Origin of the sequence: Streptomyces cupreus (assembly GCF_014257025.1) — a bacterium.
Taxonomy (GTDB): Bacteria; Actinomycetota; Actinomycetes; order Streptomycetales; family Streptomycetaceae; genus Streptomyces; species Streptomyces cupreus.
In genome coordinates, this window is record NZ_JACMSF010000012.1 from 30831 (window position 1) to 43694 (window position 12864).

Annotated in this window: 10 protein-coding genes and 2 pseudogenes; 3 read left to right on the forward strand and 9 right to left on the reverse strand. The window is 71.1% G+C overall.

Annotated elements, in window-relative coordinates; all coding sequences use genetic code 11:
• Nucleotides 1–26: 26 nt before the first annotated feature.
• The 3 genes and pseudogenes from H4N64_RS13560 to H4N64_RS13570 form a co-directional block, all read right to left on the reverse strand.
• Nucleotides 27–1611, reverse strand: a pseudogene (locus H4N64_RS13560) (BCCT family transporter).
• 130 nt (nucleotides 1612–1741) lie between these two features.
• Complete coding sequence (locus H4N64_RS13565) at nucleotides 1742–2824, reverse strand: chorismate-binding protein (RefSeq protein WP_186282530.1); 1083 nt, start codon at nucleotides 2822–2824, stop codon at nucleotides 1742–1744.
• 20 nt (nucleotides 2825–2844) lie between these two features.
• Nucleotides 2845–5133 carry an FdhF/YdeP family oxidoreductase gene (locus tag H4N64_RS13570; RefSeq protein ID WP_186282531.1) on the reverse strand — a complete coding sequence of 763 codons (2289 nt, stop codon included), beginning with the start codon at nucleotides 5131–5133 and terminating at the stop codon, nucleotides 2845–2847.
• A gap of 212 nt (nucleotides 5134–5345) precedes the next feature.
• Here H4N64_RS13570 and H4N64_RS13575 point away from each other — a divergent pair.
• The 3 genes and pseudogenes from H4N64_RS13575 to H4N64_RS13585 all read left to right on the forward strand — a co-directional run.
• A pseudogene (locus H4N64_RS13575) lies at nucleotides 5346–5828 on the forward strand (NUDIX domain-containing protein); the annotation flags it as partial.
• A gap of 78 nt (nucleotides 5829–5906) precedes the next feature.
• Nucleotides 5907–6266, forward strand: coding sequence for a DUF779 domain-containing protein (locus H4N64_RS13580; protein ID WP_186282533.1), 360 nt, complete (start codon nucleotides 5907–5909; stop codon nucleotides 6264–6266).
• Between the two features lie 75 nt (nucleotides 6267–6341).
• The gene (locus H4N64_RS13585) at nucleotides 6342–7577 is read left to right on the forward strand and encodes a phosphodiester glycosidase family protein (protein ID WP_186282534.1); all 1236 of its coding nucleotides are present in this window, start codon (nucleotides 6342–6344) and stop codon (nucleotides 7575–7577) included.
• A gap of 18 nt (nucleotides 7578–7595) precedes the next feature.
• Here the strand turns inward: H4N64_RS13585 and H4N64_RS13590 are convergent, their stop codons facing one another.
• The 6 genes from H4N64_RS13590 to H4N64_RS13615 form a co-directional block, all read right to left on the reverse strand.
• Nucleotides 7596–7790: a hypothetical protein gene (locus H4N64_RS13590; protein WP_186282535.1), complete on the reverse strand. Its 195-nt coding sequence runs from the start codon at nucleotides 7788–7790 to the stop codon at nucleotides 7596–7598.
• Between the two features lie 110 nt (nucleotides 7791–7900).
• On the reverse strand, nucleotides 7901–8764 hold the full coding sequence (locus H4N64_RS13595) for a phosphatidylinositol-specific phospholipase C/glycerophosphodiester phosphodiesterase family protein (RefSeq protein ID WP_186282536.1): 864 nt from the start codon (nucleotides 8762–8764) through the stop codon (nucleotides 7901–7903).
• A gap of 180 nt (nucleotides 8765–8944) precedes the next feature.
• Nucleotides 8945–10027 carry an acyl-CoA dehydrogenase family protein gene (locus H4N64_RS13600; RefSeq protein ID WP_186282537.1) on the reverse strand — a complete coding sequence of 361 codons (1083 nt, stop codon included), beginning with the start codon at nucleotides 10025–10027 and terminating at the stop codon, nucleotides 8945–8947.
• Complete coding sequence (locus H4N64_RS13605) at nucleotides 10024–11205, reverse strand: acyl-CoA dehydrogenase family protein (protein ID WP_186282538.1); 1182 nt, start codon at nucleotides 11203–11205, stop codon at nucleotides 10024–10026. The genes H4N64_RS13600 and H4N64_RS13605 overlap by 4 nt, the downstream gene beginning before the upstream one ends.
• Complete coding sequence (locus H4N64_RS13610) at nucleotides 11202–12167, reverse strand: NADPH:quinone oxidoreductase family protein (RefSeq protein WP_186282539.1); 966 nt, start codon at nucleotides 12165–12167, stop codon at nucleotides 11202–11204. Before H4N64_RS13610 ends, H4N64_RS13605 begins: the two co-directional genes overlap by 4 nt.
• An 85-nt stretch (nucleotides 12168–12252) precedes the next feature.
• Nucleotides 12253–12840, reverse strand: coding sequence for a helix-turn-helix domain-containing protein (locus H4N64_RS13615; RefSeq protein WP_186282540.1), 588 nt, complete (start codon nucleotides 12838–12840; stop codon nucleotides 12253–12255).
• Nucleotides 12841–12864: the final 24 nt, after the last annotated feature.

The following is a 12864-nucleotide window of genomic DNA, read 5'->3' on the forward strand; positions in this document are numbered from 1 at the left end:
CCCGCCGGGCGCGGGTGCCGCCGCTCTCAGTGAGCGGAGGAGGTGGGCTGCGCGGGTTGGGCGGATTCCGTGGACTGCGCGAACTCCGTGCCGTCGGTGGGCGCGCAGGGACCGATGCGGAGTTCGAAGTCGCCGTCGTACTTCTCGTGGCCGGCGATGACGGCCGATTCGATGGCTTCCTTGCCCTTGCGCCCGCGGATGATGAGCGGGTCCTGGCGCAGATCGCGGGTGAGCGCGACACACAGTCCGACCATCACCAGGGTGAACGGTGCCGCGGCGAGGATGGTGAGGTTCTGCAGTCCGGTGAGCGCGTCTCCCTTGCCGCCGCCGATGAGCAGCATGATCGCGGCGACCGCACCGGTCAGTACGCCCCAGAAGACGACGATGCCCCGGGTCGGTTCCAGGGATCCGCGCTGCGAGAGCGTGCCCATGACGATCGAGGCGGCGTCGGCGCCGGAGACGAAGAAGATCCCGACGAGGATCATCACCACCACGCTGGACACCGTGGCGATCGGGTACTGCTGGAGCACGTCGAAGAGCTGGCCCTGGGCCGTCGAGGCGTCGCTGAGACGCTTCTCGTCCTGCAGGTGCGTCGCCGAGCCGCCGAAGACGGCGAACCACAGCAGGCTGACGGTGCCGGGCACCAGGATGACTCCGCCGACGAACTGCCGGATGGTCCGGCCGCGGCTGATGCGCGCGATGAACATGCCGACGAAGGGCGTCCAGGAGATCCACCAGGCCAGTAGAAGACCGTCCAGCCGGCCAGCCAGTCGGCGACACCCGCACCGCTCGACGCCTCGGTACGCCCGGCCATCTGGGTCAGGTCGCCGAGGAAGGCGCCGATGGAGGTGGGCAGCAGGTCGAGGATGAAGATGGTCGGCCCGACGAGGAACACGAAGACCGCCAGGGTCACCGCCAGCACCATGTTGATGTTGGACAGCCACTGGATGCCCTTGGCGATCCCGGACACCGCCGAGGCGACGAACGCCACGGTCAGCACCGCGATCACGGCGACCAGCAGGCCGGTGCCGACGGATCCCAGCCAGCCCAGTCCGGTGAAGCCGCTGCCGATCTGCAGGGCGCCGAGACCCAGGGAGGCCGCGGAGCCGAAGAGGGTGGCGAAGATGGCGAGGATGTCGATGACCCTGCCGCCCCAGCCGTTCGCCCGCTTCTCGCCGATCAGCGGGGTGAACACGGCGCTGATCAACTGCCGGCGTCCGCGCCGGAAGGTGCTGTAGGCGATGGCCAGACCCACCACCGCGTACATCGCCCACGGGTGCAGCGTCCAGTGGAAGAGGGTGGTGGCCATGGCGGTCTCCATGGCCCGTACTTGCTCATCGCCAGCCAGAGGGCGAAGACGACGAAGCCCGAGGCGGCGAGGACGAAGGCCCAGCCGCCGTTGCGAATGGTCCCGTCCAGCAGCTTCCCGGACACGCTCTCCAGGGTGTCGGTCGCTGTGGCTCCCCACACGACGAGGGCGAGGGTGAGGACCGCGGCGACACCGAAGACGACCAGGTCGGTCCGGGGACCACCGCGCGCCTCGGGACGTTCGGACGGATCCGTCCCGACGGGAGGGCTTCGGCTCCCGCTCCTTTCGCGGCTTTCGTTCATCGGCTGGTCCTTTCGTTGGGAACGCGTCGGCGACCACGACCGTGACCGGCAGGCACACCGGATCGGATGGGAGACCGACACGGGGAGCGATGGAGCGGTCAACATCGCGACGCGGTTGCGATCGAAACCGTCACCGGCCTGCTCGGGAGGGCGCCGAGGGGCGGCTGCGGTCCACACCGGACGCCACCGTCAGCAGTCGCCGCGCCTTCAGCTGCGTCTCGGCCCACTCACGCCCGGGGTCGGAGTCCCAGGTGATCCCGGCCCCCGTACCGAAGCGCAGCACCGGGCCGACGGGTGCGGTGCGGTCGATCCAGAAGGTGCGGATGCCGACCGCGAGTTCACCCGTGCCGCGGTCGGCGTCGACCCAGCCGACGCCACCGCAGTACGGGCCGCGGGGCGCGGTCTCCAGCGCCGTGATGATGCGCATCGCGCTGGACTTGGGGGCGCCGGTGACGGACCCGGGCGGGAAGGCCGCGGCGAGCAGTTGCGGCCATCCGGCGCGTTCGGCGAGCGCGCCCCGCACGGTGGACACCAGGTGCACCAGACCGGGGTGTTCCTCCACTGCGCACAGGTCGGGGACGGTCACGGAGCCGGTGGCGCAAACGCGTCCCAGGTCGTTGCGGACAAGGTCCACGATCATGACGTTCTCGGCGTGGTCCTTCTCCAGAAGGTCCGCGGCGGTCCGGCCGGTGCCCTTGATGGGGCCGGACTCCACCGTACGGCCGGCACGGCGCAGGAAGAGCTCGGGCGAGGCCGTGGCGATCTCCACGCCGTGTGCCGGGAGGCGCACCGTGCCCGCGTACGGCGCCGGATTGCCGCGCGCCAGCAAGGCGGTGAGGGCGTCGACGTCGGCGCGCTCCGGGTCGGGCAGCGCTGCGGACAGCACCCGGCACAGGTTGGCCTGGTACACCTCCCCGGCCGCGATGTGTTCGCGGATGCGCCGGACGCCGGCCAGGTAGGCGGCCCGGTCGAGGGACGACGTCCAGGCGTCCGGGGCCGGGCCGTGCCACGCGCCGGGCTCGGGGGCGGGCACGGGCGCACGGCGTACGTCCCCGAAGCGCGCGCAGACCAGGCGCCCCTCGAAGTCGGCGACCACGGCCCAGAAGCCCGAGGAGTCCAGGGCCGCGGGATCGTCGGTCACATCCCGGAGGTCGGTGGCGAGGAGACCGCCGAAGCGGGCCAGCGGGGCGAGGTCGTATGCCCTTGCGCGCATCGAGCTCACCTCCCTGCGGGTCAGGCCGGTTCCAGCCGGACGACGACGGACTTCGACGTGGGCGTGTTGCTGACGGCGGCCGTGGAGTCCAGCGGCACCAGGACGTTGGTCTCGGGGAAGTAGGCGGCGCAGCAGCCCCGTGGTGTCGGGTACGGCACGACCCGGAAGGCCGGCGCCCGGCGCTCCACGCCGTCCTCGTACTCGCTGACGATGTCGACCGTGTCCCCTTCGGAAAGGCCCCGCTCGGTCAGGTCGTCGGGGTGCAGGAAGAGCACCCGGCGTCCCTGGTGGATCCCGCGGTAACGGTCGTCCAGGCCGTAGATGGTGGTGTTGTACTGGTCGTGGGAGCGCAGTGTCTGCAGCAGCAGCCGGCCCGGCGGGACCTTGGGACTCTCCAGCGGGTTGACGGTGAAGTTGGCCAGACCGGTGGCCGTCGTGAACCGGCGTTCGTCGCGGGGCGGGTGGGGCAGGGCGAAGCCGCCCGGCTGCCGTACGCGGGCGTTGAAGTCCTCGAAGCCGGGGATCACGCGTTCGATGCGGTCGCGGACGCGGTCGTAGTCCGACTCGAAGTCGTCCCAGGGAGCTTGCGGGCCGGTTTCGCCGAGGGTGGCCCAGGCCATCCGGCAGATGATCGCGACCTCGCTCAGCAGGTGCTCGGACGCCGGCGTGAGCCGTCCCCGCGAGAGGTGCACCATACCCATGGAGTCCTCCACCGTGACCAGTTGGGGCCCGCTCGGCCGCAGATCGGCCTCGGTGCGGCCGAGGCAGGGGAGGATGAGGGCCTGCTCCCCGGCGATGACATGGGAGCGGTTGAGCTTGGTGGAGATCTGGACGGTGAGCCGGCACCTGAGCAACGCCTGCTCGGTCAGCTCGGTGTCGGGGGCCGCGGCGACGAAGTTGCCGCCCAGCGCGACGAAGACCTTGACTTCGCCGTCGCGCATGGCGCGGATGCTGTCGACCGCGTCGTGCCCGTGATGGCGCGGGGGCGTGAAGGCGAACTCGGCGCCGAGCCGGTCCAGGAACGCGCCGTCCGGCTTCTCGTAGATGCCCATCGTGCGGTCGCCCTGCACGTTGGAATGGCCGCGCACCGGGCAGAGGCCGGCTCCCGGGCGGCCGATGTTGCCACGCAGCAGAAGGAAGTTGACGACGTCCCGGATGGTGGGCACGGAGTGTTTGTGCTGGGTGAGTCCCATCGCCCAGCAGACGACGATCTTCTCGGCGGCGAGCACCTGGCGGAAGGCTTCCCGGATCTCCTCTTCGGACAGGCCGGTGGCCGCCAGGATCTCGTCCCACGACGCCTTGCGGGCGTGCTCGGCGAACTCCTCGAAGCCGTGCGTGCAGCGCTCGATGAAGGAGGTGTCCAGGGTGCCGGGGGTCTCGTCCTCGGCCTCCAGCAGCAGGCGGTTGAAGGCCTGGAAGAGGGCCTGGTCGCCGCCCAGCCTGATCTGCAGGAACTGGTCCGCCAGCCGCGTACCGCCGCCGATGACGCCGGAGGGCTTCTGCGGGTTCTTGAACCGCAGCAGCCCGGCCTCGGGCAGCGGGTTGACGGCGATGACGCGAGCACCCCGCCGCTTGGCCTTCTCCAGCGCGGAGAGCATGCGGGGGTGGTTGGTGCCGGGGTTCTGGCCGACCACGAGGATGAGGTCGGCCTCGTAGAGATCCTCCAGGCTGACGCTGCCCTTGCCGATGCCGATGGTCTCCACCAGCGCCGAACCGCTGGACTCATGGCACATGTTGGAGCAGTCCGGCAGGTTGTTGGTGCCCAGGCCGCGGACGAAGAGCTGGTAGAGGAACGCGGCCTCGTTGCTCGCCCGTCCGGAGGTGTAGAAGGCGGCCTGGTCCGGGTGGTCGAGCGCGGCGAGTTCGCGGGCGATCACGGCGAACGCGTCGTCCCAGGAGATCGGCCGGTAGCGGTCGGCGCCGGCCGGGCGGTACATGGGGTGGGTGAGGCGTCCCTGCTGCCCGAGCCAGTAATCGCTGCGGGGGAGCAGATCCTCCAGGGTGTGCTCGGCGAAGAAGTCCGGGGTGACCCGCCGTACGGTGGCCTCCTCGGCCACGGCCTTGGCACCGTTCTCGCAGAACTCCGCCCGGTGCCGGTGGTCGGGCTCGGGCCAGGCGCAGCCGGGACAGTCGAAGCCCTCCTGCTGATTGACCCGGAGCAGTGTGAGCAGGCCCCGGCGGGCCCCCATCTGTTCGCCGGCGTGCCGCAGCGAGGAGGTGACCGCGGGAAGACCGGCGGCGTACTCCTTCGGCGGGCCGACCCGCAGACGCGTGTCGCCGGGGTCCTCGGCAGGTGGCTTGCGAGTCATCTGTAGCACTACTCCGCGGTGTAGGGAATCAGAAGCCCGGTGTTGCGAACTGCACAACAGTATCGCTATGCGCAACTGATCTAAGAAAGCCCGACTGCCGACCTCCTGTCAAGGGAACGGCCCACGTGCTGGGGCGCTGGAAGAGGTCACCTGTCTCGTTGGAGGATCCATCTGCCACAAGCTCTGCCCCTCCACATGTCAGGAGCCCGATGACACCCCCGCACCGCGTCTCCTCGCGACCCCGCACTCCCCTCCCGCCGGTTCCCCAGACGGCCCTCGGTGTCGGCGCGATCCTGCACGGCCCCCGGGGTCTGCTCCTCGGCCGTCACCGGCACGGCACCTGGGAGCTGCCGGGCGGCATGGTGGAACCCGGCGAGTCGTTCCAGGAGACGGTCGTGCGCGAACTGGCCGAGGAGACCGGACTGACCGCCCGCCCGACGGACGTACGCCTCCTCGGCACGCTCCTGGACCAGGTCGACGGGGTCGTACGGGTCACCGTCGCCGCCCGGGTCACCGCCTGGCGCGGAGAGCCGGCCGACCAGCCCGACGAGAAGGTCGGCGACTGGCGCTGGTATCCGCTGGACCGGCTGCCGCAGGAGCTGTTCGTGTGCAGCGCCCAGGCCCTCACCGCCTGGCGCCCCGGTCTGCCGGTCGACCACACACCGGCCCACTTCACCCCGTACGCACAGCCGTAGTGCAACCCTCTCGCAACCTCCGGTGTGGTGTCCTGGCCCGTCCGTGACCCGGATCCGGTTCCCCTGGGGATGGTTGGCATGTACGAGGAGATCCCGCGCGTCGAACTCACGCCCGCGGCGGCCGATCTGGTGCGGCGGCTGCACGCGGCGCACGGCCCGCTGATGTTCCACCAGTCCGGCGGCTGCTGCGACGGCAGCGCGCCCATGTGCTACCTGAAGGGCGAGTTCCGCACCGGCGGCTCGGACGTGCTGCTCGCGGAGCTGTACGTGGACGGCGTCGATGAGCCCGTCAGTTTCTGGATGTCCCGCAGCCAGTACGCGGCGTGGAGCCACACCCGGCTGATCGTCGACGTCGTCGAGGGCCGGGGCAGCGGTTTCTCGCTGGAGGCACCCGAGGGGGTGCGTTTCCTCACCCGTTCTCGCATCGTCGGCGCATAGCCACCCCGCCGTCCGCCTCCATCTGATGCACTTCCCCTGAGTCCTGGGACAGTTGACGAGCCCTCAGGGGGGACTGTGACATTACGTCAGAAACGGTTCACGGCAGGCAGAACGGCACTGACCTTTCTCACCGCACTCGGCGCGCTGGCCGGTACCGCCCTGGTGGGGGCGGCACCGGCCAGCGGCCTTCCCGGCGGCACCAGGATCGCCCCCGGTGTCGTCTACGAGCAGTTCGACATCCAAGGCGCCCGAGGCACCGCGCACGGCCATCTGCTGCGCGTCGACCTGACCGACCCGCACGTCACCCTGGACCTGCTGTATCCGGGCAAGGTGGCCGCGCGGGCGCCCGTCTCCCGGCTGGCCGACGCCCAGGGCGCCGTCGCCGGGGTGAACGGCGACTTCTTCAACATCACCGAGACCCAGCACCCGGGCGTCGAGGCGACCGGCGCGAGCGTGGGTCCGGCCGTGGCGAGCGGCCGTACGCTCAAGGCGGCCGTGCCGAACGGTCAGCGTTTCGGGCCCGCGCTGCCGCCCGGCACCTCCACCGAGGACGTCATCGGCATGGGCGTGGACCGCCGGGCCCGGCTGGACGACATGGCGCTGGACGGCTCGATCCGCACGGCGACCGGGAGTCTGAAGCTCGGCGGGCTCAACCAGTACGCGCTGCCGGTGAACTCCATAGGCGCGTTCACCTCCGAGTGGGGTGTCGTCTCCCGGGTGCGCGCGACCTGCGGCACCGACACCGACCGGGCCGCGCCGTGCAGCGGGGACACCCATGAGGTGACGATCCGGGGCGGCCGGGTGGTGTCGACGGCCGACAGCCCGGGCGGCGGTGTCATCGAACCCGGGACCACCGTGCTGGTGGGCCGGGAGGCGGGGGCGCAGGAGCTGCGGAAGTTCGTCATCGGTCAGCCGGTGAAGGTGCGGCACCGGCTGGTGGTGGCCGCCTCACAGGTCGCGTACCGGTTCGCGGTCGGCGGGTATCCGGTGCTCGTCGGCGGACAGCCGCTGGCAGGCCTGGACAACAACACCTCGGCGGTGCGCAGCGCCGTCGGCATCGGGGGCGAGGGGAAGCAGGTGCTGCTGTTCTCGCTGGACGGCGGATCGGCCTACCGCGGTCTGACCATCGCCGAAATCGCGGCCACCATGCGGACGTTGGGTGCGGCAGACGCCTTCAGCCTGGACGGTGGCGGGTCCTCGACCCTGGTCGCCCGCGCTCCGGGGGCCTCGGCGGTCACGGTCCGCAATCACCCCTCGGGCGGGGTGGAACGCCCCGTCCCCAACGGAATCGGGGTCTTCACCACCCCATGACGCGGCACCACGACGGCCTCACGGTCTCAGACTGCTGACGATGTCGGCGGTGGCCGTGAGGCCGCTCTGGATGGTGGGCGCGATGCTCGTGCTGGCCAGGTAGAAGCCGAGCAGCATGCACACCAGGGCGTGGGAGATCTTCAACCCGCCGTTGCGCAGGAAGATCACCGCAAGGATCAGGAGCAGCAGCACCACAGAGATGGAAATCGCCATCGTCAACCTCCTCCGCCACGCCGTCACGTCCGGTTCACGGCGTTCGGCCGTAAGTGTGGCGTAGCGGAGGGTTCGTCCGGGCGGCTGACCTGTCCGCCGAACGTGTGGTGTCACGCCCGGTCGTTCGCCTCCAGGAAGGCTTGCAGGCCGGCCAGGTCGTCGGTGTTGAGGTGGTCGACGTCGGCGGCGACGAGTTCGGTCCACAGCGCGTCGCGCTCCGGGCCCGGGAGGTCCGGGGTGGCCCAGAACCGCACCCGCTGCCCGCGGGAGTGCGCCGCCTGCATGATCGTCGTGAGCTTCTGCCGCTCGGCGTCGGGGAAGGCGCCGGCGCCCCGCCAGCTGAAGTGGTTCGTCCAGTTGTCGCTGATCAGCGGGATGAAGGAGGCGGGGGCCGCGCTGCCGAGGTCGGCGAGCCGGCCGTCGTAGAAGGCGCGGCGCACGGTCTGCGCCTGCATCGGGACGCGGGCGGCGCGGTCGCCGGAGATCACGGCGGTCACCGGGCCCGGGAAGACACGGCCGTGGGCGTAGGTGGTGAACAGGTGCTTGTAGCGCTTGAGGTGCCGGTCGAGTTCGAGGTACGTCGATGAGCCCTCGGTCTTGATGTCGATGAGCAGCTGGAGCGGCCTGCGGTAACCGCGGTACACGGAGCCGTGGTTGGCCTTGACGCGGGCGGCGAGCGGGTCGAGGTAGAGGGACTCCAGGGTGCGCGCGGGGTCGAGGTCCTCGGGGTCGTGGGCGACCAGGAGTTGGTCGCCGACGAGGAAGATGTCGGCCTCCAGGCTGCCGAAGCGGTGGTCGAGGGCGTCGAGGAGGGGGCGCGGGTGCTCGTAGTCGTTGTGGGCGTGGGCGCGCCACAACGGGCGGGGACGGTGCTTTTGTTCGGTGGCGAACGCGCTGCCGACGGGCGGGGCGAGGACGCCCGCGAGTGCGGCGCCGACCGTGGTGAGGGCTCTGCGACGAGTGATGAGCGCCATGTTCTGCCTCCCTGTGGGCCGATCTGAACCACAGGGAGTATGAGGCGGTCCGGCCCTCAAGGAACCTGTACATGCCAGGAGTTGGCCGGACTGCCGTCACCCGTTCACTCCTTCCGCCGAGCCGCACGAAAAAGCCCGCCCCAGGCAGGGCGGGCTTTTCCTGGTGAACTCCGGTGTACGTCAGGGGGCCCGGAGGTCGACCAGTTCGGCCAGCGCCGCCCGGTGGGCGCCCGCCGTGCCGTACGCGATCGAGTCCGCCTTGGCCCGCTTCAGATACAGATGGACGGGATGCTCCCAGGTCATCCCGATGCCGCCGTGCAGTTGCAGCGCCTCCTCGGCGGCATGGACGGCGACGGACGCCGCGTACGCCTGGGCGACGGCGACCGCCACTTCGGCGTCCGTGCCGGTCGCCAGCGCGTCGGCGGCGTTCCGGGCGGCGGCACGCAGGTTGACGACCTCCAGCCACAGCTGGGCGAGCCGGTGCTTGAGCGCCTGGAAGCCGCCGACGGGCCGGTTGAACTGCTTGCGCTCCTTCAGATAGCGGACCGTCTCGGTCAACGTCCAGTCGGCGAGACCGAGTTGCTCGGAGGCGAGCAGCCCGGCACCGGCGAGCAGGGCCCGCCGTACGGCAGGCTCGGCGTCACCCAGCAGTCGGCCGGAAGCGCCGTTCAGGGTCACCGTCGCCACCGGCCGGGTCAGGTCCAGGGACACCTGCGGAGTGACGGTCACGGCGTCGGCGTCCACGGCGTACAGTCCGCCGTCGTCCGCGGGCACGAGCAGCACATCGGCGACGGCCGCGTCCGCGACGCCGGTCAACTCCCCGTGCAGAGAGCCGCCTTCATGGCGTACGACCTTGAAGGCGCCGCCCGTGGCCACGTTCAGGGCGACGGCGAGGGCGCCGATGCGGCGGCCGGTGGCGAGGTCGGCGAGGAGGTCGAAGGCGTCGCAGGCCAGCAGTGCCTCGGTGGCGACCACCGCGCTGGTGAGGTAGGGCACGGGGGCTACCGCGCGGCCCAACTCCTCCAGGACCACGGCGGCTTCGCGGTGCGTGGCGCCCTGGCCGCCGTGTTCCTCGGGGACCAGGAGGCCCGCGAGGCCCATGCCGTCGGCGAGCGCCTTCCAGGCTTCCAGGTCGTGCGGGGTGTCGGACTCGGTGCGGGCGATGACGCCGGGCGCGTCGCAGTGGTCGGCGAGCAGGTCCCGGACGGCGGCGCGCAGCGCCTCTTCCTCCTCCGAGTACAGCAGGTCGGGCTGTGTGCTCATCGGGCGAGGTCCTTCCAGGCGACGTCCTTGTCGGTGCGCGGCTCGGCGGGCAGGCCGAGGACCCGCTCGGCGACGATGTTCAGCAGGACCTCGCTGGTCCCGCCCTCGATGCTGTTGCCCTTGGAGCGCAGATAGCGGTAGCCGGCGTCGCGGCCGACGAAGTCCACCAGCTCGGGGCGGCGCATGGTCCAGTCCTCGTACAACAGACCCTCCTCGCCGAGGAGTTCGACCTCAAGGCCGCTGATCTCCTGGTTGAGGCGGGCGAAGCCGAGCTTCATGCCGGCGCCCTCGGGTCCCGGCTGGCCCTGGACGAGCTGCTGACGCAGACGCTCGCCGGTCAGGCGGGCGACCTCGGCGTCGACCCACAGCTTCAGCAGGCGCTGGTGGAGTTCATGGGTGCGCAGTTCGGGGCGCTCACGCCAGGTCTTCGAGACCGGGCTGATCATGCCGCCCTCGCGGGGCAGCCGCATACCGCCGATGGCGACGCGCTCGTTGTTCAGCGTGGTCTGCGCGACCCGCCAGCCGTCGCCGACCGCGCCGAGGCGGCAGGAGTCGGGGATGCGGACGTCGGTGAGGAAGACCTCGTTGAACTCGGCCTCGCCGGTGATCTGGCGCAGCGGCCGCACCTCGACGCCGGGGTCGGTCATGTCGCACAGGAAGTAGGTGATGCCGGCGTGCTTGGGCGCGTCCGGGTCGGTACGGGCGATGAGGATGGCCCAGCGGGAATTGTGCGCGCCGGACGTCCACACTTTCTGCCCGTTGACCACCCAGCCGTCGCCCTCACGGACGGCCCGCGTGCCGAGCGCGGCGAGGTCGGAGCCGGCGCCGGGCTCGCTGAACAGCTGGCACCAGACCTCCTCACCGGTCCACAGGGGCCGCAGATAGCGCTGCTTCTGCTCCTCGGTGCCGTACTTGAGGATCGTCGGCGCGGCCATGCCGAGCCCGATGCCGTTGCGGCGCGAATCGTTGTCCGGGGCGCCGACCGCCTCCAACTCGGCGTCCACGACGGCCTGGAGGGAGCGCGGGGCGCCCAGGCCGCCGAGACCCTCGGGGTAGTGCACCCAGGCGAGTCCCGCGTCGAAGCGGGCCCTGAGGAAGTCCAGCCGCTCGGTGGTGGCGGGCGGATGCGCGGCGAGGAACTCCTGGGTGAGGCTGCGCAGTTCGGCGGCGTCGGTCATGCTGCTCCCTCCGTCAGAACGGCGATCCGGCCGGTGGTGACACCCTCGCCGACCCGCTGCACGGCGGCCGCGGCCTCCGCGAGGGGCACGCGCTCGCTCACCAGCGGCTTGATCGCACCCCGGGCGGCCAGTTCGGTGAGCTGCTCGTGGCAGTGCTGGACCAGCTTGGGGTTCTTGGTGTTGTACAGGCCCCAGTGCAGGCCGACGATCGAGTAGTTCTTCACCAGCGCGTGGTTCAGGCCCGGGCTGGGGATCGTGCCGCTGGCGAAGCCGACAACCGCGATCCGGCCCTCGAAGGCGACGACCTTGGTGGACTGGGTGTACGCCTCACCGCCCACGGGGTCGTAGATCACATCGGCGCCCCGGCCGCCGGTGGCCTCCTTGACCGCGGCCACGACATCCTCGCCGCGCCGGTCGATCACCACGTCACAGCCCAGTTCCCGGGCGACCGCGGCCTTCTCGGCGCCGCCGACGACACCGATGACGGTGGCGCCGGCGGCCTTGCCGAGCTGCACGGCCGCGCTGCCGACCCCTCCGGCGGCAGCGTGGACGAGCAGCGTCTCACCGGCTTCGAGCCCGGCCCGCCGGTGCAGGCCGAACCAGCCCGTCTGGTACCCGATGTGCAGCGCGGCGGCCTCTGCGTCGTCCAGCGAGTCGGGCGCGGGCAGAAGAGCGGCCGCATCGGCCACGGCGTACTCGGCGAAACCGCCGTACGGCAGCGCGGGGTTGGCGATGACGCGGCGGCCGTCCTCGGTCTCGCCGCAGATCTCCACCCCCGGGGTGAACGGCAGCGGCGGCCTGACCTGGTAGTGGCCCCGGCACATCAGCACGTCCGGGAAGTTGATGTTGGCGGCGCGCACCTTCAGCAGGACCTGGCCGTCGCCGGGCGTGGGCCGCTCCACCTCCTGGAGCCGCATCACCTCGCTCGGCTCGCCGTTCTCGTGCACTTGCCATGCCTGCATGCGGGCCTCCACGGACTGCGTCTTCTGACCGGGGTCGGTTCGCATACTAAGCGGTCGCTTGCCGATCAGGGAACAGTCAGATGGGTCACGCCTCCCGGTCACGCCCCTTGGGCCGTGCCCGCACATGCATCCGCTCCCCCTGAGGCCCGAACAGGCTCAGGAACTCCACCGGCCCCTCCCCCGTCGACCCGAACCAGTGCGGCACCCGGGTGTCGAACTCGGCGGCCTCTCCCGCAGTCAGCACCACGTCGTGCTCACCGAGCACCAGCCGCAGCTTCCCGGAGAGCACGTACAGCCACTCGTAGCCCTCGTGCGTGCGCGGTTCCGGCTCCAGCCTGCGCTGGGGTTCGAGCACCTTGAAGGCCTGGAGGCCGCCGGGCTGGCGGGTGAGCGGCCAGTGCGTACGGCCGTAGCGCTCGATCGGCTTGCCGCCCCGCACCCGGGGGTCACCGACCGCGGGGGCGCCGACCAGTTCGTCCAGCGGCACCTGATGGGCCTGCGCGATCGGCAGCAGCAGCTCCAGGCTGGGCTTGCGCAGCCCGGACTCCAGGCGGGAGAGCGTGCTCACCGAGATCCCGGTGGCCTCGGACAGCGCGGCAAGGGTCACCTCCCGCTCCTTACGCATCTGCTTCAGCCTCGGTCCGACACCTGCCAGGACTTCTTCGGTACTCATGCTCGTATTGCAGATTCGGCAAAG